General features: G+C 68.1%; 26 protein-coding genes and 5 pseudogenes. 18 read left to right on the top strand and 13 right to left on the bottom strand.

The features are described from left to right. Positions 1-462: a MarR family transcriptional regulator gene (locus AS97_RS45255; protein ID WP_210566964.1), complete on the top strand. Its 462-nt coding sequence runs from the start codon at positions 1-3 to the stop codon at positions 460-462. Then, positions 459-1,697, top strand: a complete 1,239-nt coding sequence (locus AS97_RS45250; protein WP_210566963.1) for a multidrug effflux MFS transporter — start codon at positions 459-461, stop codon at positions 1,695-1,697. The genes AS97_RS45255 and AS97_RS45250 overlap by 4 nt, the downstream gene beginning before the upstream one ends. A 39-nt stretch (positions 1,698-1,736) precedes the next feature. Here AS97_RS45250 and AS97_RS45245 read toward each other — a convergent pair. Beyond that, positions 1,737-2,435 (bottom strand): annotated as a pseudogene (locus AS97_RS45245) (FAD-dependent oxidoreductase); the annotation flags it as partial. 756 nt (positions 2,436-3,191) lie between these two features. On the opposite strand from AS97_RS45245, the gene AS97_RS45240 reads away from it, so the two are divergent. Next, positions 3,192-3,683: a GNAT family N-acetyltransferase gene (locus tag AS97_RS45240; RefSeq protein ID WP_086708555.1), complete on the top strand. Its 492-nt coding sequence runs from the start codon at positions 3,192-3,194 to the stop codon at positions 3,681-3,683. A gap of 196 nt (positions 3,684-3,879) precedes the next feature. Here the strand turns inward: AS97_RS45240 and AS97_RS45235 are convergent, their stop codons facing one another. Further along, positions 3,880-4,047, bottom strand: a complete 168-nt coding sequence (locus AS97_RS45235) for a hypothetical protein (RefSeq protein WP_210566962.1) — start codon at positions 4,045-4,047, stop codon at positions 3,880-3,882. Positions 4,048-4,116: 69 nt separating this feature from the next. Next, entirely contained in the window at positions 4,117-4,284 is a 168-nt protein-coding gene (locus AS97_RS45230) for a hypothetical protein (protein ID WP_210566961.1), read from the bottom strand. 284 nt (positions 4,285-4,568) lie between these two features. On the opposite strand from AS97_RS45230, the gene AS97_RS45225 reads away from it, so the two are divergent. From AS97_RS45225 to AS97_RS45215, 3 genes are all read left to right on the top strand, one after another. Continuing rightward, the gene (locus AS97_RS45225; RefSeq protein WP_210566960.1) at positions 4,569-5,987 is read left to right on the top strand and encodes an MFS transporter; all 1,419 of its coding nucleotides are present in this window, start codon (positions 4,569-4,571) and stop codon (positions 5,985-5,987) included. 851 nt (positions 5,988-6,838) lie between these two features. Continuing rightward, entirely contained in the window at positions 6,839-7,081 is a 243-nt protein-coding gene (locus AS97_RS45220) for a hypothetical protein (protein ID WP_125759759.1), read from the top strand. A 471-nt stretch (positions 7,082-7,552) separates the two neighbouring features. After that, entirely contained in the window at positions 7,553-8,779 is a 1,227-nt protein-coding gene (locus AS97_RS45215; protein ID WP_210566959.1) for an IS110 family transposase, read from the top strand. A 563-nt stretch (positions 8,780-9,342) separates the two neighbouring features. Here AS97_RS45215 and AS97_RS45210 read toward each other — a convergent pair. Beyond that, positions 9,343-10,174: pseudogene (locus AS97_RS45210) on the bottom strand (M55 family metallopeptidase). Positions 10,175-10,369: 195 nt separating this feature from the next. Then, positions 10,370-11,884, bottom strand: coding sequence for an MFS transporter (locus AS97_RS45205; RefSeq protein ID WP_185930020.1), 1,515 nt, complete (start codon positions 11,882-11,884; stop codon positions 10,370-10,372). A gap of 477 nt (positions 11,885-12,361) precedes the next feature. Here AS97_RS45205 and AS97_RS48810 point away from each other — a divergent pair. The 3 genes and pseudogenes from AS97_RS48810 to AS97_RS45200 all read left to right on the top strand — a co-directional run. Continuing rightward, positions 12,362-12,610 (top strand): annotated as a pseudogene (locus AS97_RS48810) (transposase); the annotation flags it as partial. Positions 12,611-12,802: 192 nt separating this feature from the next. Further along, entirely contained in the window at positions 12,803-13,186 is a 384-nt protein-coding gene (locus tag AS97_RS48285) for a transposase (RefSeq protein WP_247204717.1), read from the top strand. Positions 13,187-13,217: 31 nt separating this feature from the next. Next, positions 13,218-14,369 carry a transposase gene (locus AS97_RS45200; protein ID WP_247204716.1) on the top strand — a complete coding sequence of 384 codons (1,152 nt, stop codon included), beginning with the start codon at positions 13,218-13,220 and terminating at the stop codon, positions 14,367-14,369. A 58-nt stretch (positions 14,370-14,427) separates the two neighbouring features. Here AS97_RS45200 and AS97_RS45195 read toward each other — a convergent pair. Together AS97_RS45195 and AS97_RS45190 are read right to left on the bottom strand one after the other, a co-directional pair. Continuing rightward, a pseudogene (locus AS97_RS45195) lies at positions 14,428-15,537 on the bottom strand (IS3 family transposase). 74 nt (positions 15,538-15,611) lie between these two features. Beyond that, positions 15,612-16,226: a Fur family transcriptional regulator gene (locus tag AS97_RS45190; RefSeq protein WP_247204715.1), complete on the bottom strand. Its 615-nt coding sequence runs from the start codon at positions 16,224-16,226 to the stop codon at positions 15,612-15,614. A gap of 273 nt (positions 16,227-16,499) precedes the next feature. Here AS97_RS45190 and AS97_RS45185 point away from each other — a divergent pair, with 273 nt between their 5' ends. Next, positions 16,500-17,480 carry a permease gene (locus tag AS97_RS45185; RefSeq protein WP_210567424.1) on the top strand — a complete coding sequence of 327 codons (981 nt, stop codon included), beginning with the start codon at positions 16,500-16,502 and terminating at the stop codon, positions 17,478-17,480. Continuing rightward, positions 17,477-18,286: a TIGR03943 family protein gene (locus AS97_RS45180; protein ID WP_059147292.1), complete on the top strand. Its 810-nt coding sequence runs from the start codon at positions 17,477-17,479 to the stop codon at positions 18,284-18,286. The genes AS97_RS45185 and AS97_RS45180 overlap by 4 nt, the downstream gene beginning before the upstream one ends. A 77-nt stretch (positions 18,287-18,363) precedes the next feature. Here the strand turns inward: AS97_RS45180 and AS97_RS45175 are convergent, their stop codons facing one another. Next, positions 18,364-18,615: a hypothetical protein gene (locus tag AS97_RS45175; RefSeq protein ID WP_059147293.1), complete on the bottom strand. Its 252-nt coding sequence runs from the start codon at positions 18,613-18,615 to the stop codon at positions 18,364-18,366. Positions 18,616-18,939: 324 nt separating this feature from the next. Between AS97_RS45175 and AS97_RS45170 the strand changes: the two genes are divergently transcribed. Further along, on the top strand, positions 18,940-19,854 hold the full coding sequence (locus AS97_RS45170; RefSeq protein WP_210564085.1) for an IS982 family transposase: 915 nt from the start codon (positions 18,940-18,942) through the stop codon (positions 19,852-19,854). 50 nt (positions 19,855-19,904) lie between these two features. Beyond that, positions 19,905-20,309: a hypothetical protein gene (locus AS97_RS45165; RefSeq protein ID WP_037652204.1), complete on the top strand. Its 405-nt coding sequence runs from the start codon at positions 19,905-19,907 to the stop codon at positions 20,307-20,309. 64 nt (positions 20,310-20,373) lie between these two features. Here the strand turns inward: AS97_RS45165 and AS97_RS45160 are convergent. After that, positions 20,374-21,188 (bottom strand): IS5 family transposase gene (locus AS97_RS45160; RefSeq protein WP_210564151.1). Its coding sequence is split into 2 segments (ribosomal slippage): positions 20,374-20,843 and positions 20,843-21,188, totalling 816 coding nucleotides; the frame shifts between segments, so codons are not numbered across the junction. 106 nt (positions 21,189-21,294) lie between these two features. On the opposite strand from AS97_RS45160, the gene AS97_RS45155 reads away from it, so the two are divergent. Next, a complete protein-coding gene (locus AS97_RS45155) occupies positions 21,295-21,627 on the top strand; it encodes an STAS domain-containing protein (protein WP_197049207.1) in 333 nt (110 codons plus the stop codon). 205 nt (positions 21,628-21,832) lie between these two features. Here the strand turns inward: AS97_RS45155 and AS97_RS45150 are convergent, their stop codons facing one another. Beyond that, positions 21,833-22,225 carry an SCO5389 family protein gene (locus AS97_RS45150; RefSeq protein WP_059147295.1) on the bottom strand — a complete coding sequence of 131 codons (393 nt, stop codon included), beginning with the start codon at positions 22,223-22,225 and terminating at the stop codon, positions 21,833-21,835. 48 nt (positions 22,226-22,273) lie between these two features. Then, positions 22,274-23,263 (bottom strand): ATP-binding protein, encoded by a 990-nt coding sequence (locus tag AS97_RS45145; protein ID WP_086706713.1) that lies wholly within the window; start codon positions 23,261-23,263, stop codon positions 22,274-22,276. 244 nt (positions 23,264-23,507) lie between these two features. Here AS97_RS45145 and AS97_RS45140 point away from each other — a divergent pair, with 244 nt between their 5' ends. The 4 genes and pseudogenes from AS97_RS45140 (at position 23,508) to AS97_RS48280 (ending at position 25,612) form a co-directional block, all read left to right on the top strand. Further along, entirely contained in the window at positions 23,508-23,894 is a 387-nt protein-coding gene (locus AS97_RS45140) for a zinc ABC transporter substrate-binding protein (protein WP_247204714.1), read from the top strand. A gap of 304 nt (positions 23,895-24,198) precedes the next feature. Next, the gene (locus AS97_RS45135) at positions 24,199-24,555 is read left to right on the top strand and encodes an arsenate reductase ArsC (RefSeq protein WP_247204882.1); all 357 of its coding nucleotides are present in this window, start codon (positions 24,199-24,201) and stop codon (positions 24,553-24,555) included. Positions 24,556-24,605: 50 nt separating this feature from the next. Then, a pseudogene (locus AS97_RS45130) lies at positions 24,606-24,809 on the top strand (hypothetical protein); the annotation flags it as partial. Between the two features lie 302 nt (positions 24,810-25,111). Further along, positions 25,112-25,612 (top strand): glycoside hydrolase family 9 protein, encoded by a 501-nt coding sequence (locus AS97_RS48280; RefSeq protein ID WP_247204713.1) that lies wholly within the window; start codon positions 25,112-25,114, stop codon positions 25,610-25,612. Here AS97_RS48280 and AS97_RS45120 read toward each other — a convergent pair. Both AS97_RS45120 and AS97_RS45115 read right to left on the bottom strand, forming a co-directional pair. Next, positions 25,596-25,787, bottom strand: coding sequence for a hypothetical protein (locus AS97_RS45120; protein WP_143670191.1), 192 nt, complete (start codon positions 25,785-25,787; stop codon positions 25,596-25,598). The two genes, AS97_RS48280 and AS97_RS45120, sit on opposite strands and share 17 nt — an antisense overlap. A 3-nt stretch (positions 25,788-25,790) precedes the next feature. Further along, on the bottom strand, positions 25,791-25,985 hold the full coding sequence (locus tag AS97_RS45115) for a hypothetical protein (RefSeq protein WP_059147300.1): 195 nt from the start codon (positions 25,983-25,985) through the stop codon (positions 25,791-25,793). Positions 25,986-26,059: the final 74 nt, after the last annotated feature.

The following is a 26,059-nucleotide window of genomic DNA, read 5'->3' as shown; positions in this document are numbered from 1 at the left end:
GTGGGGGTGTCCCGACTGGCGTCACGGCTCCGCGCCGAGCAACCGGGAAGCGGCCGGACCCTGACGCGACTGGCTGCTTCGGTACTGGCGAACCTTCGGCACAGCGGCGCCTTGACGCCCTCCGAACTGGCCGCCGTCGAAGGGCTTCAGGTGCAGTCCCTGACCCGAGTACTCAACGAGTTGGAGGAGCAGGGGCGTATCCGCCGCTCCCGCAGTGAGGTGGACGCGCGCCGCCAGAACATCGCGCTCACGGACGCGGGACGGGACGCACTGCAGGAGCACGTCCGAGACGGCAACAGGTGGCTGGCGGAGGCGCTGCGTCAGACGCTATCGCCTGCCGAGCGCGGCATGTTGCAGATCGCCGCCGGACTGATAGAGCAGGTGGCTGCGGCCGAGGTCGCCACCAAGGCGCGAAGCACGCCAGCACACACGGACACAGAGGGGGCTGCTCCCCCGCTATGACCGCTCACCACGCTGAGAACGCGGCCCGGCCTCTTCACGCCCCTCGCGGCGCTTCCCGGCAACGAGCCCGGCTGCTGGTGGTGTTGGCCGGGCTGAGCGCGGCCAGTCCGCTGGCGACCGACATGTACATTCCCGGACTTCCGGACCTGGCACGATCACTGGGAACCGACGCCTCCGGCGCGCAGATGTCCCTGACCGGCTTCCTGGCGGGCATCATCGCCGGACAGCTCGTCCTGGGACCGCTCAGTGACGCGATCGGACGCCGCCCGGTTCTCGTCTCGGGGACCGGGCTGTTCGCCCTCTTCTCCGTGGTGTCCGCGTTGGCCCCGACCTTGGCTGTACTGAACGCGGCGCGGGTCGGGCAGGGCTTCTCGGGAGCGGCCGGGATCGTCATCGCCCGCGCGGTCGTCGCCGATCTGTTCGACGACAGTGAACTCGCCACGGTCTTCTCCCGATTAGGAGCGATCGGCGCCACGGCCCCGGTCCTGGCCCCGCTGGTAGGGGGAGCTCTGCTGCTGGTGGTGTCGTGGCGTTACGTCTTCGCAGTCCTCGCCCTCATCGGCCTGCTCCTTCTCCTGGGTGTACTGCGGTGGGTTCCGGAATCCCATCCGCCGCACGCGCGCCTGACCGGAGGACTGGTCGGCAGCCTTCGCGCCATCGGACAGGTTGCCGCCCAGCGCGCCGTCATCGCCCCGGTACTGACCCTGGCCTTCGGCGGGGCCGCGGTCTTCGCCTATATCGCCGGGACCGCCTTCGTCTTCCAGGACATCTACCACCTGGCCCCGAGCCTTGCCAGCCTCGTCTACGGCGTCAACGCCATCGGCAACATGGCCGGCAGCCTGGCCTGCGGACGGCTGGCCAGACGCTGGTCCGCCGAAGCCCTCCTCACCGCCAGCGCCGTGCTGGCGATGACAGGCCCAGCAGCCCTGCTGCTCGTCCAGGTGACCATCGGCAGCACCATACCCGTGACGTGGCTGTGCCTTCTGCTCTCCCTCACCGCGTTCGGGGTCTTCTTCCCTGCTGTGGTCACCATCGCCCAAGGCCGCGGGCGCACGGCACCTGGAGCCACCTCCGCCCTCCTGGGCAGCGGCCAGTTCCTTTTCGGAGCGGCCGTCTCCCCGCTGGTCGGACTGTTCGGCACCCACAGCCCCGCACCGATGGCAGCAGTCATGGCCGCCTGCCTCGTCTTGGCCACCCTCGCCGCCAGTGTCACCAGGCAGACCCCTCAATCCTGAACCGAGCGGCGCGATCAGTCATCGCGCTTCCGCCTGCGGTTACACGGAGTTGGCGCCTTCGCCGTGCAGGGCTGCGGCGCAGCCGGTGTCAGCGGCGGCGATGGCCTGGCGGTAGGTGTGGTCTACGACGTCGTCGGCGGCGAAGGTGCCGGGGAGGTTGGTGCGGGTGGAGGGTGCGTCGACTTTGAGGTAGCCCTGTGCGTCCAGTTCCGGCTGGCCGGTGAACAGGTGGGTGCGCGGGTCGTGGCCGATGGCGATGGACAGTCCGGTGGCGGCCTGTTCGCGGGTGGCGCCGGTGAAGGTGTCGCGCAGGACCACGCAGGTGAGCTTGCCGTCCGTTTCCGTGATCTGGGTGATTTCGCTGTCGAAGGCGAAGGAGATCTTTTCGGCGAAGGCGCGGTCCTGCATGGCTTTGGATGCGCGGAGGGTGGAGCGGCGGTGGATGACGGTCACGGAGCGGGCGAAGCGGGTGAGCAAGGTGGCTTCCTCCATGGCCGGGTCGCCGCCTCCGACCACGATGATGTTGTGGTCGCGGAAGAAGAAGCCGTCGCAGGTGGCGCACCAGGAGACGCTGCGGCCGGAGAGTTCTTCCTCGTTCGGGAGGCCGAGTCTGCGGTGGCCGGATCCGGTCGCGACGATCACGGCCTTGGCGCGGTGGACGGTGCCGGTGGTGTCGGTGACGGTCTTGATGTGGCCGGTCAGGTCGACGGAGACGATGTCGTCGGCGATCAGCTCGGCGCACGCGAGCGATGAACGCCACCGGCGCTGGAAGCGTCGAAGCGCCCCGGTCCAGGACGGTGATACCGAGCAGCACGCTCGCGCTTGCGTACCGCCAGGTGATCTCGCTGATCCGCCGCTCGTACTGGACAGCGGGATCGTACGCCGTATCCATGCCCGCCGCGTGGTACCGAAACTGGCTGTGCTCCGTGTACCCCTCGGTCACCTCCACCCGCGCCATCGCGCGGCCGGTCTGGACCCGGGCCGCCTCCCACTCCTGCTCCAGATCCACACACGCTCGGTTCAACGACCGCAGTGTCTCCCACTCCACCCGGCTCAACGGTCCAAGATCTCGCAGATCAGGAAACCGCAGCACTCCCGCCATGTCCCCTCCCCACCTGGCCTCGGAACGATGAACCTGCTCCGCACCGCCTGCCCGAGGGCGTAAATCCCGCCGAAGCTCCTGCGACCGGTACGAGCAGCCACCGCACCCCCTCCTCACAGCCCCTGGCCCGCGACAGAAGCGGCGGCAGGCCGGATCGATTCAGGGCCCGGCGCCGGCAGCCGCACGCCTCGCACCGTCCGGCTCCCGATCCCGCCCCTCGCACGGCAGCACCTGGCAAAACCGCGTCCACGGCCACGGCCTGGTGCTCGCGCTCCGTGGGTTCCTGGGAGCCGCACGGGCAGCCTCCCGGCGGGCCTGCTCCGCGGCGGCTTGCCCGTGCCGCCCTCGAAGACCTCCACCGTCGCTGCCATCGACCGGGGACTATCAGATGCATGACATGCCCGACACGCACCCAGCCGCCCCGGTCGTGGACAGTGACGCCTGCTCGCTATGACAACCCCGATGTACAGCAGCTCCTTTGGCAATTGCACACCGCCCAGCTGGAGATGTACGGCTACGCCGACGATCCCACCGATACCCCGGCCGAGGACTACACCCCGCCCCAGGGCCTCTTCCTCCTCGCCCGGGAGGTCACCGCCCGCCCGGCCGGCTGCGGTGGATGGCGCAGCCTGGACGCGAGCACCGCCGAAGTCAAACGCATGTACGTGCACCCCGATACCCGCGGCCAGTCACTCGGCCGGGAACTCCTGCTCCGCCTCGAGACCGACGCCCGTCTCCGCGGATACACGCACATGCAACTGGAGACCGGCGTGGCCAACGTGGCAGCCCTCGCGCTCTACCGACAAAGCGGCTACCTCCCCATCACCCCGTACCGCCCAGGACGAGACCCTCAGATCAACCGGGCATTACGCAAGGCCCTGTAATCGTCGAGCGCCGGAGAACAGTGTGGACACTGCCTCTTGCTCACCGGGGCTTTGCCTCAGACGCAGGTGGCGAGCATGCTGTCCAGGGCCGAGCGTCCCGCTGGGGCCACGGTCAGACCCTATACATGCTTCACCGAGACCCAGGCGCGGCCGTAGGACTTTAGCTGCTGGACTCGGCCGACGGCCAACCGCCGTCTTACTCCTCCTCTTCCTCGACGCCGCCGATGACGACGCGGAGGTCATGCAGTCCTTGCAGCACCTGGATGACGGACACCTCCGCCCGGCCAAGGGCTCGCCGGGTGCCGCCCGCGTCACCGCGTTGGGAGTGCAGATGCGCACTGAACATGTCTGCCGGGGCAGTCACGGCCATGCAGGACGCCGTCCGGCCCGGCGGCGCCCCCTCCTCCTGACCCAGGAGCTGCAGCCCAGTGCGCTACAACCGGCTGGACAGCACGTTGGCCGACAGATCGGAGTCGGGTCCCGCCTCCTCCATCCAGCCGATCACCGATTCGGCGACGTCCTCCATCTGTTCGTCCGCCGACCGGGGCGAAGCAGTGAGCTTCAGGTCCGTCTTGGCCGGCAGAGCGCCGAGCAAGCGCAAACGGCCCTTTCCTGCGGGCCCTCAGGCCGCACCTCCGGGTCGAAGAGCGGCTCGGCCCCCAACGCCACAAGAGCCCGATAGATCTGGTTGGCGTTCACTGGGTACTCACTCCTGATACTCACACGCTCAGGATCACCGCACGGAGCCGGGGCAGGAGGTGGTCTTCAGGCGGCTACCGCGAGGGTGAAAGTGTGAGGTGAGTCACGTCCGTTTTGCCGGATTACCGGGTCCCCCCGTCCCGTCATGATGCCCGGAAGGAAGCCACTCAAGGACGGGGTTCGCACGTGGACGACAGTCAGAGCGTTGGGTCGTGGCGGGAACTCGGCAGCTATTTCGGCACCGCTGTGGTGCTGGCCGGAGGCGTACTCGTCGGCGCCGTCAACATTTACCTGGCCGCGAGCCTGCTGCCGACGGCGGTCACGGACATCGGTGGTGAACGCCTCTATGCATGGAACATGACCGTCTTCCTGACCGCCCAAGTTGTCGCGACCATGCTCGTGAGCCGGACTCTTTCCCGGCACGGCAATATCGGCTCCTACCTGCTTGGCTTTGGCGTCTTCGCCGCCGGGTCGGTCGTCTGCGCCGCCAGTCCGACCATGCCGGTACTGCTGGCCGGCCGTGGCGCGCAAGGGCTTGGGGCGGGCTTGTTGACCGGTCTGGGGTTCGCTCTGATCTATTCGGCACTGCCGCGCCACCTGTGGGTACGGGGCAGCGCGTTGATCTCCGCCATGTTCGGCCTGGGCAACTTCGTCGGCCCGACTCTGGGCGGGCTCTTCGCCCAGTTCGGATCCTGGCGGCTGGCGTTCGTCGTGTTGGCTGTCGCCTCGGCAGTGATGGCGGCGTTCGTCCCGCGAGTACTTCCCGGAAGCGGCCGGAGCCAGGTGGAGGCGGTTCCGGTACCACTGGGCTCGTTGATGCTGGTCATCGGGGCCGCAGGCGCCGTGAGCGTCGCCGGCCTTCTCTCGAACGGGGCCATGATGGTGGTATTCATCGCGCTGGCACTGGCATTGGTCATGGCCTTCGTGATGACGGAGAAAAGGAGCCAGGTCCGAGTCCTGCCACGCCCGACCTACCAGACCGGCTCCGCTTTGCGGTGGGTCTACCTGACCATCGTGTTCCTCGCCGCCGGCGTCGCCACAGAGACGTTCCTGCCCTTGTTCGGACAGCGCCTGGGCGGACTGCCACCAGCTGTCGCCGGCTTCTTCGGAGCAGCACTCTCGCTCGGCTGGTCAGCAAGCCAAGTCATCAGCTCCTCAGCACGTCAGCGGCGGACGGTTCGGCGGCTCCGGGTAGCCGGCCCCGGGCTCCTCGCTGCCGGGCTCGCCGTGCTCGCCCTGCTGCAGCACCGCGACGCATCACTACTTCTGGTCATCTCATGGCTGCCGGTTCTTCTCCTCGCCGGCACAGGAATCGGCCTGGCCATGCCCCACCTGTCCGTTGCCGCGATGGACAGCACGCCGGACACAGAGGAGGGAGAGAAGGCCGCCGCGGCGATCGCAACTGTGCTCACGATGTCGACAGCGTTCGGCGCGGCGGTCGCCGGCCTCCTGGTCAATCTGGGCGGCCCTTCAACGGCTACCTCCGCGCGTTATCTCCTGCTCGGTTTCGCAGCCATCTCCGCCCTCGGGATCCTCACCGCGCTACGCGCCAACCACTGCACTCAGCTGACCGTGACCGCGGCGACCTCCGGAAAGAGGACGTGACACAGCTTCTGAGGCCAACTGTGTGAATCGGAAGTGAAAAACGTTCGGCGACAGAAGGTCACGGATCACCGGCTGCTGACACAGCTTCTCATCATCATGCCCACCACCGTGGCCGGACCCGGCTACCGCGGGGCCTCACCTGAGGGGATTCACCCCCACGGGTGGCTGCCTCCGCAATTCCTCGCGCTTGGTGTGCAGAGCAGGCACACCACCGTCATGAGGAGGTCCCGCCTTGCCTGGTGGGATCCCGGCGGGCAGCGCACACCATTCGGCTTGGCGTGGATACCGGGCAGGAGATCTTCATCAGCTTGTACGCGGGCACCAGGCTCGTGGTTCCCCGGCCCGTCCGTTGGTCCTCTTCTCCCCGTGCCTTCTTGGCCTTCGCGGCAGCCTCGCGTTCCTTCACGATCGGGATGATCCGCTCGTGGTGGCCGTGGTCTCGCGAGACCGCTTCGCCGCCCGGCTCGACCGGCTCGACCGGCTCGGTGCAGTCCTGGTTGGCCTTCGCTCCGCAGAGGGGGGCAGCGTCGGCAAACCAGGCGTCGAGGTCATCTGCCGGGAGCACCGTTCTTCGCCGAGGGCGCCGCCGCCGACGCCCCGCAGGCCGTCCGGGTCGCGGACCGGTGGCACCTCTGGCACAACCTGAGCGAAGCCGCCGAACGGGCCGTCGCCCAGCACCGCCACTGCCTCCGAGCCTCGTTCCTACAGCCTCCGAACCCGAGCCGGAGCCCGCCTCCGAAGAGAAGCCGTCCAGCTCACCCTGGCCGACGGGCCATCGGTTCGCCGAGCGCACCCGTGCCAAGCACGCCACCATTCACGCACTGCCGACCGCCGGACACAGCAAGCGGTCCGTGGCCCGGCAACTCGGCATGAGCCAGAACACTGTCTTGCGGTTCTCCCGTGCTGACACGCCCCAAGAGCTTTTCGCCGGGCAGTGGCAGAACCGGACCTCTGTCCTCGACGAGTACAAGACCTACCTCGACGACCGCTGCAGCGAGGACCGAACCAGCGCCTGGAAGCTCTGGGAGGAGATCGTGCCGCTCGGCTGCAAAGGCAGCTATCAGCGCGTCCGCGCCTACCTAATCCGTAGTTAAGGGTGTTCCGATGAGCGGGTGCTTCTCGGGATGTTCGAGTGCCGGATCGTGACTAATAAGGGCAGCCGGGCGGGCAACGCCTGAATGTAGATCGTGTGCGCGGTCCTGGTGCTCATGGTGGTGGCGGTCGCGTGGACGCCGGGCGGATGCCTCGCGCCTACCTGGCCTCTTATGCCTCTGCGCAGATCGGCAACGTTCGGCGTCTTCGCGACCGCCACCACCGTCAACAACTCACCGCTTGATCACTCGTTGGTGTTGGTGGTGCGAGCCCATCGCACGGTGACCTCTCGATACGCCCGAGCCCGCTGAGCTCCTGCACAGACCGAGGCCCGTGGGGTGCGCTGGTGCCACGAACGGCTAGTGAGGTGGCGGCCCGGCCGCGCCGCGGTTGAGGCCTGGGATTAGGTCGCTGCGTGGCCCGCATGCGCTCGTGACCAGCGCAAATACCTGTACATCGGGAAGGAAAGACCCTTGATCTACTGCGGAGTCGACTGGGCGGAACGGACGCACGATATCGCCCTGGTCGACGACACCGGTGAGTTACTGGCCAAGCGGCACATCACCGACGACGCGGCCGGCTACAAACTGCTGCTGGACCTGCTCGCCGAGTACGGCGACACCGAGGAGAATCCGATCCCGGTGGCGATCGAGACGTCCCGGGGCCTGCTGGTGGCGGTACTGCGGACGGGCAAGCGGAAGGTGTTCGCGATCAACCCGATGGCCGCCGCCCGCTACCGCGACCGGCACAGCGTCTCGCGCAAGAAGTCCGACCCCGGTGACGCCCTGGTCCTGGCGAACATCCTGCGCACCGACATGCACGCCCACCGGCAGCTGCCCGACGACAGCGACCTCGGCCGCGCCATCGCCGTCCTCGCCCGCGCCCAGCAGGACGCCACCTGGAACCGGCAACAGACCGCCAACCAGCTTCGCTCCCTGCTGCGCGAGTACTACCCAGCAGCCCTGGACGCCTTCGCCACCTGGACCAACGGCCTGTGCAGGCCCGAAGCCCGCGAACTCCTCAAGACCGCCCCGACGCCCGCCAGGGCCGCACGGCTGAGCCGCACGCAGATTCAGGCCTCCCTCAAGCGGGCCGGACGGAAGCGAGGTATCGAGGCCGAGGCCGACCGGCTCCGCGAGGTCTTCCGCGCCGACTGGGCCCACCAGCCGCCCCTGGTCGAGGACGCGCTCGGCAAGCAGATGCTCGCCCTCCTGGTCCAGCTGGAAGCTGCCTGCACCGCCGCCGACGACCTCGCCGAGGCGGTGGAGGAGTCGTTCCCTCAACACCCGGACGCCGAAGTGCTGCTGAGCTTCCCCGGGCTCGGCATCCAGCTCGCCGCCCGGATCCTGGCTGAGATCGGGGACGACCACACCCGCTTCGCCGACGCCCGCGGCCTGAAGGCCTACGCGGGCTCCTCGCCCATCACCCGCGCGTCCGGCAAGAAGTCCAGCATCACCCGACGCTGGGTGAAGAACGACCGCCTCAACCACGCCGGCTACCTCTGGGCCTTCTCCTCGCTCCGGGCCTCCGCCGGGGCCAACGTCCACTACCGGCGCCGACGCGAACAAGGAGACTGGCACGCAGCTGCCCAGAGGAACCTCTTCAACCGCATGATCGGACAGCTCTACCACTGCCTCCAGCACCGCGAACCGTTCGACGAGAACACCGCCTTCCCCACGGAACTGGCCGCCGCGGCTTGACGGCATAGCAACGTGAGGTGTCTGCGCAGGAACCGCACTTCGCTGCGGCCGGTGACCGCCCGGTCGCCCTCTCCGCCGAAGGCCGCCGGACGGATCCTCACCCCCCGGAGACCCTCACCGAGCCCGAGCAGCTCCGGCTCAAGACCGTCCGCCCCCATTGCCCCGAACTCGACGCCCTCACCCGGCATGTCCGCTCCTTCGCGGTCATGCTCACCGAGCACCAGGGCGAACGCCTGCCGGACTGGCTGGACGCCGTCCGGCAGGACGACCTGCCCAGCCTCCACACCCGTCAAGCGCCAGATGTTCGGCCGCGCCAACTTCTCGCTCCTGCGCAAGCGGGTCCTGCTGTACAGGTGACTGGCGCGCCTCGCCAGTCACCTCAACGGCCTGGGCCAGAGAACAGGGGCGGCTGAACGCCGAGACCGGCTGCTGCGATACCGGCAGCCCGGCTGCCGCCCTGGCCGCTCGAGGGCTTGACCGGTGAGTCCGCGTTCGTTACCCACCGTCGTTCGGTGCTGTGTAACGTCGGATGAGACCGTGCGATGCAGTTCTGTTTACAGCGGTCAGCAGTACGGTGGCTGATTGGTCATGGAAGCCGCCACCCGCATCCACACTCCAAACTGACGGTAGAGGCTGGGCAGGGCGCCCTGCGCCCCAACTGTCCGGAAGTCCGTGGCGGTGACCCCGGGGATTCCCTGAAGCGCGGAGGCCACCGAGGCCGACTGCCATCGGACCGTGAGGGTAGCCGGTTCCGAAGCCGTCGACGGGACCCTCGGTGCAACACAACCTGAGGCAACGGCCTTTTCGATTGCCGTACGTGCCTCGACCGCAGGGCGTAGTTCGGCCGCGAAGCGGTCGCGGGCGTACTTCACGGCCACGGTGGTGACCGAGGCGTCCCACTCCGTCATTTCTTCGCAGGCGCGGTCGTCGCCGGTGAGGACCGCCACGGGAACACCAAGAGCTCCTGCGGCTGCTTGGGCCAGGCCGATCTCACCCACCGGTCGGCCGTCCGTCCAGCCACATGTCCTCGATTTCATGCCCCGTGAAACTATGGCTCAGCACACCGAGTGTGCCGGCTCGGGAGTGGTACCCGACGCAGATCACGGCGTCGTGGTCGGCAGCGAGACCGTCCAGCATGCCCATGTTCTTGGGTTTGCCACGGATGAGGCGGGCCGCCGGGTGCAGGGCCTCGGGCAGAAGGTTGCGCATGGGGCCGTGTGCATCGTTCACGGTGATGTGGGTGGCACCTGCTGCGACCGCTCCTCGGACGGCCGCGTTGACGTCCTCGGCCATCATCTGACGTCCGCGCTCGTAGTCCCGGCCGCCAGGCTGGACATCATCGGTGTCAACGAGCCCCGTAATGCCTTCCATGTCCACACTGATGTAGATCCGCATTGGGCCAAATCCTCCAAGGCTGTGATCACATGGACGATGTCAGCCACACCATCAATGATCCCCCCATCTGCAGGACTTTCAGGCCGCCTCCGGGTCAACTTCCCGAGTCATCCAGCAGACCACTCCCGTCACTCAGTGTGGCCACCTCACGGAAGGTGAGCCAAAACCGATGAAAATGAGGCACTTTGACGCGGCTCAGCGACGGTTATCAGGCATGGGGTCAGATCGGTGGCTGGCCTGTTCTTCTTCTCCATGGCCAGGCATGCTCCGCTTGAGGATGAGGGCGATTACCACCGCGGTGACGGCGACGATGACCGCGGCGCTCATCGCTGTGACACGGTAGGCGTGAATAAATGCCTCCTTGGCGGCGGCGGTGATGGCCTGGCCCACATCGGTCTGAGCCTTGTGGGCAAGGGAAACAGCCTCGCCGATGGAGTCCGACGCCTTGTCCGGGACGGCTGCCTCAGTAGTGGGCGGCAGGGCGAAGGTGTGGCTGTACACAGCGGCCATGAGGCTGCCCAGCAGCGCGATGCCGAGCCCGGCTCCCACTTCGTACGACACCGATTCGATCGAGGCCGCCGCTCCGGCCCGGTTCGGCGGGGCGCCGGTCATGATGGCATCAGAAGCCACGGCCTGGACCCCTCCGTGGCCTGCTCCGATCAGGATCAGACAGCCGGCGAGAGCGAGTGAGGCGCTGCTGTCGACCGCTATGGCGATGCCGACGTATCCGAGGGCTGCCAGCCCGAGTCCGGCGGGGATGATGACCGACACTCCGCACCGGGAGGAGAGAAGTCCGGCCAAAGGTGCGGCGGCGAACGCGGCGATCGGCATGGGGAGCAGGAAGATGCCCGCTGCCCAGGGGGACTTCCCGATCACGAACTGCAGATGCTGGGCCAGTTGGAGTTCGAAGCCGACGAGCACGAAGACCGGGAAGGTTGCCGCCATCACACCGACGCGGAAGTGCTGCTCGCGGAAGAGGGCGAGGTCAAGCATGGGCTGTTCGGAGCGGTGCTGGCGTCGCAGGAAGAGTGTGGCGGCGGCGAGTCCGATTACTCCGGGCACCCATGTCTCGATGGGCGCCGAGCCCTGGTGCGCGGCCGATTTCACCGCGTACACGATGCCGACGGTCCCCAGTACCGCAAGAGCCGGGGAAGTGGCTTCCCAGGGGTCCTTGTCCTCGGGGACCTGGTTGGTGAGCAGCGAGAACACGAGGAAGAGCGCGGCCGCGACAAGGGGGATGTTGATCAGGAAGACGGCGCCCCACCAGTAGTGCGCGAGGATCAGCCCGCCCGCCACCGGCCCCACGGCGGCGCCGCTCGCGGCGATCGCGCTCCAGAGGCCGATGGCGAAGGCCCGCTCACGGGGGTCGTGGAAGACCTGCCGGATGATGGCCAGGGTGGCGGGGATGATCATCGACGCGCCGACTGCCAGTGCGGCGCGCCCGGCGATCAGCGCGGCGGGGGCCGTGGCCAGGGCGGACAGTGCGGAGGACACTCCGAAGACCCCGAGGCCGGTCAGGAGCAGCCTCTGGTGCCCCACCCGGTCCCCCAGGGGGCCGGTGACCAGCACCAGCCCCACCATCACGAGGGGATAGATGTCCACGATCCACAGCAGTTCCCGGGCCGAGGCTCCCAGTGCCTCCGTCAGCGACGGCACGGCGACATTGAGGATTGTCGCGTCCGCCGCCACCGGGAGAAAACACCCTGCCACCGTTGCCAGGATCAGCCAGCGCCTACTGTGAACGGCCCCGTCGTCTGGGCTCATGTGCTCCAACCTCAACCTTGCTGGATTCTCTCGTGGACCTGACGGACCAGGTGATGGAACTCTGCCATCGATGACGCGTAGACCACTGTGCCGAACCGTCCTCTTGGCGAGACCGGACAGTTCACACGGCACGACCCCGCTCCTCGCGTGCAGCGGGGAACGGACCAAGGGCCCCAGCAGGCTGACCACTTCCTTCACCGTCAGTCCTTCGGGCAGTCCCGGGAAGCGGATGAGGCGTTCCTGCGGAAGTTCCTGCGTCCCCAGACGGTTCTCGGTGCTGCGGCGCAGTGTCGAGCGCCCCCTTCCCGATCCCACGCCTGGCGGCATACGCTAACCAGCCAGTGCCGTCGTGATCACCGAGAGTTGTGATGCGCGGTGGGAGGAGGGACAGCAGAACCGGGGCAGGCCGACCCGAGCCGACCTCACACCTTCCGCTTCGCGAAGCAGACCCTCGGCTGGACCACCCTGAAACTCCGTACTCCCGAGGCGGCGGACCGCTGGACCTGGATCCTGATCGTCGCCCATACCCAGCTCCGGCTCGCCCGGCCCCTCGCCGCGGACCTCCGCCGGCCCTGGGAGAAACCCACCGCCTCCGACCGACTCACCCCGGACCGGGTCCGCCGGGGTTTCAGGAACACCCGCGCCCACCTCCCCTGCCCGACCCGCGTTCCCCTGAAGGACTCTGTTGGTCGATGTGATGGTTCACGTGAAATGACCTTCGGGTGCGTTGGACACTGCTCGTTGCCGGGTCTGTTTCCTGGGGCCGAGGGGGAGATCATGTCGATGCGTCCGTTGCCTGCACCCGCGGTGCCTGAGTCCACGGCGAGGGTCGCCCGTGCTGCGTTTCCGCGCGGGTGTCTGGCCATGCGGATCAGGGACGAGTTCGGGGTGGTGTTTGAAAGCGAGAGGTTCGTGGCGGCGTTCGCGCATCGGGGCGGTCCGTCCGTGTCTCCAGGGATGCTGGCGCTGGTCAGCGTGCTGCAGTACGCAGAGCGGCTGACCGACCGGCAGGCCGCTGATGCTGTGCGTGGCCGAATCGACTGGAAATACGCCCTCGGCCTCCAACTGGCCGATCCTGGCTTTGATTTCTCGGTGCTCAGCGAGTTCCGCGACCGGCTGATCGCCCACCGCCTGGAACAGCAGATCCTGGACGCCATCCTCGCGCAGTGCAACAAGCAGGGCCTGCTGCGGGCCGGCGGCCGGGCCCGCACCGACTCCACCCACCCACGTCATCGCCTGCATCCGTGACCTGAACCGGCTGGAGTTCGTCACCGAGACCATGCGCTGCGCCCTTGAGGCGCTGGCGGTGGCCGCTCCCGCCTGGCTGGCCGGCACCGACGCGGTCAACGCGGACTGGCTCGCGCGCTACCAGCAGCGCGCCGACTCCTACCGGCTTCCCAAAGGCGAGGCCGAGCGCACCGCGTTCGCCGAGAACGTCGGGGGCGACGGCTACGAACTCCTCGACACTCTCGACGATCCCACGGCCCCCGCCCACCTCGCCGGCCTCGAGGCGGTCGTGCTCCTGCGCACCGTGTGGGCCCAGGAGTACCAGCGCGACGCCCGCGGAGTGCGCTGGCGCGGAAACAAACAACGCCCGCCGGGAGCGGCACGCATCGTCTCCCCACACGATCCGCAGGCGCGCTGCGGAGTGAAGCGGGGATCAGCCTGGGACGGCTACAAGTCCCATCTCACCGAAAGCTGCGACGACGACCTCCCGCACCTGATCACATGCACGGCCACCACACCGGCCACGACGGACGACCACCAGCTCACCCATGCCGTCCACCAGACCTTGACCGAGCGCGGCCTGAAGCCGGCCGAACACTACATGGACAGCGGCTACACCAGCGCGAAAATCATCCTTCAGGCCCGTGCACAGGGCATCGAGGTCATCGGGCCGGTCAAACAGGCCGGCGGACGACCGGCCCTACACGACAGCGGCTACGCCGCCACCGACTTCCACATCGACTGGCAGGCCTGGCAAGCAACCTGCCCGCAGGGCCGGATCAGCACCCGCTGGAGTGACACCGTCATCGGCGGCGAACCCCGCACCCACATCGACTTCTCCGGCGCCGGATGCACCAGCTGCCCGGCCAAGGACACCTGCACCACGGCCGCCTACCGCGTCCTGACACTGCTCCCGCGCGAAGAGCACGAACTCCTCCAACAACGTCGGGCAGAACAGCAGACCGAGGAATGGAAGAAGCGGTACCACACCAGGGCCGGGGTGGAGGGCAGTATCTCGCAGGCGGTGCGGCGCTCCGGCACCCGGCGTACTCGCTACCGCGGCCTCGCCAAGACCTCACTGGCCCAGGTCCTGACCGCGGCCGCACTCAACCTCTACCGACTCGACGCCTGGTGGACCGGACCCCCGCTGGGCACGACACGAGTCTCCCACTGCGAACAGCTCGTCCTCAGCCTCGCGGCCTGATCGACGAAACCCCAGATCACATCGACCAACAGAGTCCTGAAGGGTGTCAATATTCCATTTAGGCTGCTGAGCTGGGCCTTTCCTGTGTGTGGTGAGGCAGACGGGGTGACGTGGTGGTGGTACTCGTTGAGTAGTCCGCCAAGTACCTGGCGGCGCCTGACCGCAACAGCGGGCAGGGGGATGACGTTCGGGTCGTCCTCGGGTGCTCGTAGGCCAAGGCTTCGGTGGGCCCGTGTTGTACTGCTCGGCGTACAGGTTGAGGACGGTACGCAGGTGTCGTTCACCGATGATCAGGAGGCGGTCGGTGCATTCGGCGCGGGCTGTACGTATCCATCGTTCGGCGAAAGCGTTGGACCGGGGACTTTGCGGCGGAGTCGGTAAGACGGCTGTGCCGTTGCCGGCGAAGACGGCGTCGAACGCGGCGGTAAATTTGCTGTCCCGGTCACGGATGAGGAACCGGAAGCACCCAGCCCTGTCGCCGAGGTCCATGAGCAGATTGCGGGCGAGTTGAGTGACCCATGCGCCGGTCGGGTGGGCGGTGACGCCCAGGACGTGAACGCGCCGGGTGGCAGTCTCCATGACGAAGAAGACGTAGAGGCGTTTGAGGAAGACGGTGTCCACGTGCATGAAATCGCAGGCCAGAAGCGTGTGAGCCTGGGCTCGGAGGATGGTACGCCAGGTCTGCTGGGATGCGCGCTGCGGTGCGGGCGGTAGGCCGGAGCGGCGCAGGACGCGCCGGACCGTGGCGGCGGCAACCCGATGACCAAGCCGACGTAGCTCACCCTGGATCCTGACGTATCCCCAGGTCGGGTTCTCTCGTGCCAGGCGCTGGATGAGCGCCGCAACGCCTTCCGGCAACGGTGGTCGACCGGGCCTCACTGGTGCCTGCGGCCACTTCCGACGCACCAGACGACGGTGCCAGGCCAGCAGCGTCCCCGGGGTGACCAGCCGATGGCGGCGCAAGGCGGATGGCAGGTGCCGCGCGAGAGCAGAGAGCACAGCACGGATCAGCCCATGAGAGCCGCGGCCGCTGGACCTGCCGACGCAGCACAGTGACCTCATGACGAAGGGCAAGGATCTCGGCGTTCTTCGCGGCGGTCGATTGGCCCAGCACGAGGAGGCAACCCAGTAGTCGGCAGAAGATCAAGTAGAGCAGTCGCAGACCCACAATCAGTGATCATGCCCATACGTGGACGATCACAAAGCCCCAGGTCAACCACCGTACGGCAATAAAGACACCCTTCAGGTGTGCAGGGTCCATCGGTGGGCCTGGCCATTCACGGGAAGGACGGCGATGACCGTTTCCAAGGGTGGGCAGCCGGGTTCGGCGCAGGCGAGTTGTCGGATGACGACGCCGGTGTCGTCGTCGAGCCCGAGCAGGCGTCGTACGGACTGCCTCAGCTCGCGCAGCTGCGGGCTCTGCCCCGGACAGGTTCCCAGTGGCATGGCGGCGGGTTCTCCTTCGTCGGTGGCGGGTTGACAGTCGCCGCAGATGCCGGTGAGTTCGACGGTGTGCTCCACCGCGGCGAATCCGGTGTCCGCTCCGAGCCGGTCGGCCCATCGCTCCACGATCTCGGAGTCCACCGGCCGACTGCGGCCGCAGCAGCGGCAGATCAGGTAGTGACGGTGTCCCTCGGCGGGCCGCGGGCGGTAGAGCCGCTCTCCCACCTCGTCGCGTACGACGTCGACGCCACCCGTAGCCTCCAGATCCCGCAGGGCGCGGTAGACCGTGGTCAGCCCGGTCGGAACGTCGGCCGCGGTCAGCAGCGCGTGCAGTTCCTGCGCCGAGACGAAGTCCTGACACCCGGTGAGGATGCGCAGGATGGCGCTTCGCTGCCGGGTTCTCCGGCTGGTCATGGCAGATCACCTCCACTGGCGCGCGGCAGGGGCGGTACGATTCTGAGCCTGATTGAAAATGAAATCCGTCACCACATGAATGACGAGTCATGCTTCGTCGGGACTCGAATTCGCGGACACGCCGTGCCGCTAAGGTGGGTCGCCGTATGTTCGTTTGGTGAAGGCCCTGTGAGAGGAGGAAGGTTGGGCAGCGATGTCGACCTCGCGCCGCCGTCATCGTCCGCGGACCGCGACGGTGGTGGGGTGACGTCTCCCCCCGCCGGGGCCGGCGGGATGCGCACCGCAGCACGCATCACCTCTCATGCGCTGATCGCTGGCCTCCCAGTGATGCTGCTCGGCGGCCTCGCCCTCGCGCTCGGGCCCGAGACCTCCGCCGCGCTGGACGATCGGGCGGTGGCGGCGTGGCGCACGGTGTTCACCGCGATCGTCATCCAGGGTGTGCCGTTTCTGCTGCTGGGCACGGTGGTGTCGGCCACCATCAGCGCGTTCGTACCGGCGTGGGTGTTCACCCGGGTGCTTCCGCGCAACCCGACGCTCGCCGTACCCGTGGCCGGTGTCGCCGGGGCGGTGCTGCCGGGGTGTGAGTGCGCGTCGGTGCCGGTGGCCGGCAGTCTGATGCGGCGCGGGGTGGCCCCGGCGGCGGCGCTGGCCTTTCTGCTGTCGGCCCCGGCCATCAACCCGATCGTGCTGGTCGCGACCCATGTGGCCTTCCCCGGTAACCCTTGGATGGTCGCCGCCCGTCTGATCGCCTCGCTGCTGGCCTCCGTCGCCATGGGCTGGCTGTGGATCCGGGCGGGCCGCGAGGAGTGGCTGCGGCTGCCGAAGGGACCGACCGGGCACACGCCCGGCGCGAGCCGGGCGGAGGAGTTCCGGGTCTCGCTCCAGCATGACTTTCTGCACGCCGGAGGCTTCCTCGTGGTGGGCGCGGCGGCCGCCGCCACGTTCAATGTGGCGGTGCCGCACTCCGTGCTGCGGCTCTTCTCCGACTCCCCGTGGCTCTCGCTGCCCATGCTGGGGCTGCTCGCGGTGGTCCTCGCGGTCTGCTCGGAGGCCGACGCGTTCATCGCCGCCTCGCTCACCGGGTTCCCGCCCACCGCCCGGCTCGCCTTCATGGTGGTCGGCCCGATGGTGGACCTGAAGCTCATCGCCCTGCAGTCCGGCACCTTCGGGCGCGCCTTCGCGGTGCGCTTCTCGTCGGCCACCTGGGTGGTCGCGGTGCTGTGCAGCGCTCTGGTGGGGTGGTGGCTGCTGTGAAGCGCAACATCCAGGTGCTGCTGCTCCTCTTCCTCGGGGTCGGTCTGCTGCACATCTCCCTGCTGACCGATCTGTATCTGCGCTATGTGCGCCCGGGGCTGCGGCCCGCGCTGATCGCCTCCGGGGTGCTGCTGATCGCGCTCGGCGCGGTGAGCGCCGCCCGCGACGGCTTCCCGTTCAACCGTCCCCGTACGGGCGGCGCCCGGAGCCACGACGGCGACCCGGGCAATGGCGACGGACACGGCCACGGTCACAGCCACGCGGGCGGCCCGAAGGTCGCCTGGCTGCTGTACATACCGGCCCTGACCATCCTCTTCCTGGCGCCGCCCGCGCTCGGCTCGTACACCGCGTCCCGTGACGAGGCGAAGGCCCCCAAGGCCCCCTCCTCCTCGGGCGACAGTGGCGCCAGCGGCGACAGCCTCTTCCCGGCCCTGCCGGACACCGGTGTGGTACCGATGACGCTGAACGACTTCAGCTCCCGGGCGGTTTGGGACACCGACGGCACCCTCAAGGGCCATATCGTCCGGCTCACCGGCTTCGTCACCCCCGGGGGCCACGGCACCTGGTACGTCAGCCGCCTCGTCATCAGCTGCTGCGCCGCCGACGCCCAGGTGCGCAAGGTGCGGGTGCACGGGGCACCGGCGCCGTCCGCCGACGCCTGGGTGACCGTCACCGGCACCTGGCACCCCACCGGAAAGGTGGGCACGGACGATGCGAGCCCGGCCCTGGACGCCACCGCGGTCCGGCGCGTCCCGGCTCCGAAGGACCCGTACCACGATGTGGTGGTGACTCGGGCGGGTTCGTGACCCCGACGGGCCGGACCACTGACATCCCGGCCGGATCAGCTCGATGAAGACACCTGATCAGCTCTCCGCCACTGCACTCACGACAGCGGAGGAGCTCCCGCGGCCCGCCACACCGCAGGTGTCACCGAGGCCGGATCACCACTGGCCACCCACCGGTAGCGGGCCACCATCATCACCTCATCGAGGCCCTCACGCACATAGCCGTCCACGATGCCAGGGTCCCCTGGACGCTTCCGCACAATCGCGGCTCCCGGCTCGGCCTCGTGGCCGACATGCTGCTGATCGTCCAGCTCCGGACAACCCGAAAACGCGTACACCCAGTGCCCCATCCTGGCCTCCCACCGGGCCAACGATCAACCTGCTGATCAGGCACGCGCCAGTGCTGCACGGGGGTGACGGTGGACAGAACCGCCGGTCAGGAGTTTTCCTGGACTTAAAACTCCTAACAGAATGGATCGAAGGTGGGGTGAGCCGGGTGACGATCTCTCGAAGCCGTTGCCACGGTGGACGGCTGTCGCCTGGGATCCGCCCAAAGGGAGGACTTGGCAGCCCATGTCTGCCCGACCGGGGGCCGGCTGTGGCCCGGGGCGCCTAGATGATCAATTCCAAGGGGTGTGTGCGGGCATGAGAACGAGGGTGTCCAAGATCGTTGTGTGACGAACAACCAGGACACCCTCGCGACCGCACTTTACGCGACCACCGACGACCTGCTGAAGGAGCGTCCGGACCTGGCATCATGGCGCCCGCCGGTCGGCATCGCACCCCGCCTGAGTGATGCCGAACTGGTCACCCTCGCCGTGATGCAGGCCCTGCTCGGCTTCACTTCCGAGGCCAGGTGGATCCGTCACGCCCGTACCCATCTGCGGCACCTCTTCCCGTACCTGCCGCAGCAGCCCGGCTACAACAAGCGGCTGCGCAAGGCCGCCGGCCTGCTGCGACGGGTCACCCGGATCCTGGCCACCACATCCTCGGTGTGGAGCGACGACGTGTGGGTCGTGGACTCCACCCCGGTGGAATGTGGCCGATCCCGCGAAACCGTCAAACGCTCGGACCTGGCCGGATGGGCCCAGTACGGCTACTGCGCCAGCCACAGCCGATTCTTCTGGGGCCTGCGCCTGCACCTGATATGCACCCTCCAGGGCCTGCCAGTCGCCTTCGCCCTTACCGGAGCAAAAGCCGACGAGCGCGAGACCCTCCTCGACCTCCTCGCCGCCGAACCCGGCCTTCTCCAAGGTCGAACCGGGCAGACGCTGATCGGCGACAAGAACTACTACGGTCGCGCCTTCGAACATGAACTCGCAGAGCACGGAATCCAACTACTGCGGCCCGCCCGCAAGGGCGAACGGCAGCGGCCGGGCGCGCATCTGTTCAAGCCCTTGCGGCAGGTCATCGAGTCGATCAACGAGACGTTCAAGGGACAGCTTGACCTCGAACAGCACCGGGGCCGCACACCCGGCGGCGTGGTCGCCCGCGTCATGCAGCGAATCCTCGCCCTGACCGCAGCGGTCTGGCACAACGACGCCACCGGACACACCGTCCTACGTTCCCTGACCGCCTACGATCACTAACCCCTTGGAATAGATCATCTAGGCTGTCACCGCTACGGAAGGGCGGTGCCATGGATGAGGACTCCCGGACCAGGGCCGCGATCGAGGAGCATTGGCGGGCCTCGGAACGCGGGAACACCGATGTCGAGCACGCCATCTACGCCACGGACGCGATCCTGGACTACCCGCAGTCAGGTGAGCGGTTCCGGGGCCGCGCGACGATTTCGGCGCAACGCGGCGGACACCCGGCCGACCGACACTTCACCGTCCAGCGGATCACCGGCCACGCCAATCTGTGGGTGAGCGAATGCGTGATCACCTACGACGGTGTGCCTTCGTACTCGGTGAGCATCATGGAATTCGCTGACCAGCACGTGGTGCACGAAACACAGTACTTCGCCGACCCCTTCGGAGCGCCGCCCTGGCGAGCCGCGCTCGCAGAGCCGATGCCAGGCCGAACGATCGCTGGAACCTGATTCCTGGCCTCGTTCGGGTCAGCCGACTGATCAGCCTGTCACTTTGTTGAAGTTCTAGGGACTCCTATCGCGCTGATTTCAAGCGCCTCCAGCAGATGAGCGCGCATGCGAGGGTGAGGAAGGCTTCATGGATGTCGTCGCGGATCTCCCAGCGGATCCGCAGGCGACGGAACCAGTGCAGGTGAGCGAACGCGCGCTCCACGACCCAGCGTTGGGTGCCGAGTCCGGAACCGTGATCGATGCCGCGGCGGGCTATCAGCGGTTTCACGCCGAGGTCCCGGACCAGCCGGCGGTACTTGTCGTGGTCGTATCCGCGGTCGGCCAGCACCACGTCTGGGCGGCGCCTGGGCCGACCGCGCTTGCCGCGCACGGACGGCACGGCTTGGAGGAGCGGGATGAGCTGAGTGACGTCGTTGCGGTTGCCCCCGGTCAGGGTGACGGCGAGGGGGATGCCGGTGGCGTCGGTGATCAGGTGGTGTTTACTGCCCGTCCTGCCCCGGTCGACGGGGCTTCGTCCAGTCTTGGAACCCCCTTTAACGCGCGGATGTGGGAGCCGTCGACGGCAGCGCGGGAGAAGTCCAGGGCGTTCGCAGTGCGGAGCTTGGCGAGGAGGACCTCGTGCAGCCGGGGCCAGACATCGGCTTCGGTCCACTCGGCCAGGCGGCGCCAGCAAGTCATGCCCGAGCCGAAGCCGAGTTCTTGCGGCAGGTGTTCCCAGGCGATCCCGGTGTGCAGGACGAACAGGATGCCCTGGAACACCAAGCGGTCTGGATGCCGTTTGCGGCCGGGGTGCCGCATCCGACGTTCGACCTTGGGCAGCAGCGGCTCGATCACCGCCCACAGCTCGTCGTCGACTTCCCACTGCTTCGGCCGAGCCACCCAGCACCCCCGGATCACGGTCCCGGAGTGATCCAACCACCTTAAAGATCATTTTGTTAGGAGTTCTTAGACCCTTGGGGCTGCCTCGCGCCAAGGGGGCGCGCTGGTGCACGAGACGATCAGGGTGGACCGGGAGGCCACCGGACCCGACAGCTGCCGGGTCGCGGTGTCGGGCGAGCTTGACCTTGTCACCGCCGGCGAGGTGCGCCAGGCACTCCAGAGGGCCGTCGGCGATAACCGTGTCGTGGTCATCGACCTCGGTGAACTGACGTTCTGCGACTGCACGGGGCTGAGCGCGCTCCTGGCCGCCGCCCGCACCGCTCAAGCCGCTCACGTCGAGCTGCGGCTCTGCGCCGTCCCGTGCTTCCTCGCCCGCATCCTGCGGCTGTCCGGCACCCGCGATGCGTTTACCGTCGAAGAGAAGCGCGACCGGCCATAGAACCGACTTGAACTTCGGCCACGGCTTCTGAACCTGCCCAGGGAGAAGGCTCTAAGCTCGGCCCGGACCGGAGGCGCCACTCTCCGGCACCGGGGCGGGCGCCCATCCACACACGGTTCCCACATACAGTGCCAGCCGGCCAGGCAGCGATACGGCACATCACCCGAATGGAGCAGATACTCAGTACCGGTTTCCCAACAGCTGGTCAGCAGTCGCGGAACTCGGGGGACTGGTTGAGGATCTGGGATCGCGTGGAGGTGAACCTCGCGTAGGTCGGACCTTCCTCGGTGCCCGGGCGGAAGACGGCCACCCGGTGGCAGTTCATGAAGGCCAGGGTGACGCCGAAGTGGCGTTCCAGGCTGCCGCGGATGGCGTCGCTGGCAAGAGCGCGCAGCAGTTGGCCACGCTCGGCCTCGGACGGGGGCGGCGTCTGGTTGTCGGCGAATTCGGCGTCGCCCTCGCGGAGCGTGCCCGTCAGAGTGGCGATGAGGTCGTAGGCGTACGGCAGCGATTCCCGGACGGTGGCGACGAAGTCCTGCTCAGGGATCTCGCCCTGCTCGGCCTGGGCGAGGAGTTCCGGTGCGACGTTGAGCGACATGGCGGATCGGTGTCCAATCGGTCGGTTGCGGGCGATGAAGCGTGGTGTTCAGCCGACGGTCCCGGCGTGGGCCTCTGGTGCGTGATTCCCGGGCAGTGCGGTTGGCCCGTGCCGGAAGTCCGGGTCGACCTGGGTGCTCAGGTCCTGGCCGGTGGAGCGGTTCGCCCAGGCGTGAGCGTTGCGCAGGTGGAACTCGACCGCCTGCCGTTGGAAGGTCTCCCAGTCCTTGGTGCGGGAGTCCACGGCGGTCCGCAGCTCATCGAGCGCAAGGCGGTGTTCGGACTCGAGGTCGCCGGTGTGACGGCCTTGTTCACGGGCACGGACCCAGTCGGAGTGGCCGAAGCAGGCCAGCAGGTCGTCGCCGATGTGCTCCTTGAGGAAGAGCCGGTCGTCCTCGCCGGTCACCTTGTTGCCGACCACGGCCAGGGGCACGCCGAACTCGGTGGCGTGGTCTTTGTACTGGCGGTAAACGGATACGCCCTTGCGGGTGGGTTCGGCGACCAGGAAGGTCATGTCGAAGCGGGTGAAGAGCCCGGAGGCGAAGGAGTCGGCCCCGGCGGTCATGTCAACGACGACGTACTCCCCGGGGTCGTCCACCAGATGGTTCAGGTACAGCTCGACGGCGCCGAGCTTTGAGTGATAGCACGCCACGCCGAGGTCCTCCTCGGCGAAGACGCCGGTGGTCATCAGCCCGACTCCGGCGACTTCCCGGATGTGGCGGGTGTGCACCGGATCGGTGCCGAGCAGGCGCAGCAGACGGGAGCCGCTTCCCGGCGGGGTGGTCTTGACCATGACCTCGGCGGAGGGGATGCGGGGGTTGTCGCCGCGCAGGTACTCCTTGATCTCGGTGAGGCGGGTGCTGAGCGGGACGGCCTCGCACAGCTCGTCCTCGTCCAGCCCCAGGGCGGTCCCCAGATGCTGATTGATGTCGGCGTCGATGGCGACGACCGGGGCGCCGGAACGGACCAGATGCAGGGCGAAGAGGCCGGAGAGGGTGGTCTTCCCGCTTCCGCCCTTGCCGACGAACGCGATGCGCATGGCCGTGCATCACCTCCAGGTGAATGTGAATGTCATGTTCGCTAGACGAGACTCTCCGAGGCGTGACCTTCCTGTCAACTCGCCACCGATGAAGGGGAGATGGGTACCCGGCCGTCACCTCGTGAGAGCCGGTGTCCGAGTCAAGTTCTGGCAATGGTTTTCATCTCGGAGTCTCTCGCGTCGTTTTGGAAACCATTTTCATCTAGCGTTGCCGGTGTTCGCCCAGCACCGAGGAGACCGTGTGATGAGATCTGCCATAGCCCGCCGCCCCCGCGCCCTCGCCGGGGGTGTCGCCGTCGTAGCCGTGCTTGTCGGCGCCGGCGCCTGTTCCACCGCTTCCTCGGACACCGCCGATGAATCCGCCCGAGGCAAGACAGTCTCCGGCAAGGTGATCCCGGTCGTGGCAGCGGAGAACTTCTGGGGCAGCATCGCCCAGCAGCTCGACGGGAGCCACGTGCACGTCAAGAGCATCATCGACAACCCCGCCACCGACCCGCACGACTACGAGCCGACCGCCGCCGACGGACGCGCCGTCGCCACCGCCCGTACACGATCGTCAACGGCATCGGCTACGACCCCTGGGCCGACAAGTTGCTGTCGGCCAACCCGGGCAACGACCGCACCGGGCTGAAGGTCGGTGACCTGGTCGGCGTCAGGCCAGGTGGCAACCCCCACCGCTGGTACTCCCCGGCAGACGTCCGCAAGGTGATCGAGAAGATCACCGCCGACTACAAGAGCCGGAGACCATCCAGCGCGCGGTCAGCGACTCGTACGAGCGTCTCGTTGAGCACGCCCGGTCCGCACTCATCTGGTGGTGCTGGCCGAGCATCTGGCCACCGAGCGCCTCGACGCGCTCGCCCGGCGTCGAAGGCGCACCCAGCAGCGGCCTCCCGCGCGTGCTGTTCGTCTGCAGCCACAACGCCGGCCGCTCACAGATGGCCGCCGGATTCCTCTCCCACCTCGCGGGCGACCGGATCGAGGTCCGCTCCGCCGGTTCCATCCCGGGCGACCAGGTCAACCCGGCCGCCGTCGAGGCCATGAAGGAAGTCGGCATCGACATCGCCGACGCCAAGCCGAAGATCCTGACCACCGAGGCCGTCCAGGCGTCCGACTACGTCATCACCATGGGCTGCGGCGACGCCTGCCCCATCTTCCCCGGCAAGAAGTACCTCGACTGGGCCCTGGAAGACCCCGCGGGCAAGGGCGTCGAAGCCGTCCGCCCGATCCGCGACGAGATCAAGACCCGCATCCAGGCGCTGATCGCCGAGATTGACGCCAAGCAGGAGGCGTGAGCTCCGTGACCGAGCCCACCACCGCAGGCGAGGTCCGCGAGGTCATCGTCATAGGCTCCGGCCCCGTCGGATACGGGTCCTATCCACGTGTCGGCATCGAGGGCGGTAGTCTCCCAGGCCGGAGGGGTGCTCATGGTCGAGATGGTCCGCAAGAGCGGCCTGGACACCGCGATTCGGCGGCGCTCGCATCGTGGCGGCCTCCTCGGGCGGTGCATGATCCGGGGAAGATCCTGCTGGACGTGGCCCTGGCGGTCCGCGCCTTCCACGATCCGCTCGTCGACGAAGCGGGCGGCGTCCTCGGGCCGGGCGACCGTCGGCAGCTCCGGGTCGTTCCGGCCCCGACAGGTAGGCCGGGATGCGCTGTCTCGGATCGGCCACGGCGACCACGGTGATCTCGATCTGCTCGGTCGCCTGCTGGAAGAACCGCTTCGTCACCGCGGTCACCAGTTGTTCCACCCGGATCTGCTGTCCTCGCCCGGACTGGACGAGGTCACGCGGGCCTCGCTCGAAGCGGACTTCAGGCGGCAGTTCACGCAGGGGACCCGGCAGGCCGCGCATGGCCCGTTCGGCTCGGGTGTCGTCCCCACCGAGTTCGCGCGCCTTCGGGCTGGTGGCCACCGCCGGGCTCTGCACACGTGCCACGGGTGACCACCGCTACGACGCCTTCGCCTCCCGGCAGCGCGCCTGGGTCTTCGGCGCCAACGCCTGGGGCAGCAGCTTCGTCGTCGGCGCGGGCGAGACGTACCCGCGCTGCCCGCAGCACCAGGTGGCCAACCTCGCGATGAGCCACTCCGAGCGGGGCGACATCCTGCGGGGCGCCGTGGTCAACGGCCCCAACAAGGCGGGCCTGCTGGACGGCCTGGCCCGGCTCGACAGCATGCGCGCGTGCAGCGCCGCGCCGTCCGGACACCGGTGGTCCGACTTCGACGGGCACGGCGCCGGCTACGTCGACGACGTAGCCGCCTGGCAGACGGTCGAACCGGCGGACGACTACACGGCGACCGCCCCGCTCGCCCTGTCCCTCACCGCCGACGCGGCTGTCACAGCAGAGCGCTGAGGAACGTGACGGCCGCCAGGCGGTGGCTCTCCCTGGTGTACTCCTCCGTCTCGAGGTCCGGCTCCCGGTCCTGCTCCCGCCGGTCGTTGCAGTTCACCCGGCGGAGAAGCTCATCGAGAGCCTCCCGCTCCTTGCCCAGGCGGCCCGGGAAGCGGGGGTGGTCGTACATGTTCATGACCTACAGCCCCAGGTCGAGGGCCAGGCACGAGAAGGTGCGATACGCGGCCACGTCCTCGGGCGAGGTGTTCGCCGCGCCGCTCGGCGCGGGCGGCACCACCTCGGTCATGTCCTCGTACCGGATGCGCTCGGGCAGCTTGCCGAAGCGCGCGTGCCGTGCCGCCGCGGCGGTGTCCATCGTGGCCTCCTGGTTCATGACCAGCCTCCACTTCGTCGATCGTGGACGGACCCCGTCGGACGGCGGGACCACTGTCAGCCTGCACTCCCGCC

Origin of the sequence: Streptomyces sp. AgN23 (assembly GCF_001598115.1) — a bacterium.
Taxonomy (GTDB): Bacteria; Actinomycetota; Actinomycetes; order Streptomycetales; family Streptomycetaceae; genus Streptomyces; species Streptomyces antimycoticus.
Note: the sequence above shows the minus strand (reverse complement) of the source record. Positions and strands in the feature narration are given on the sequence as shown.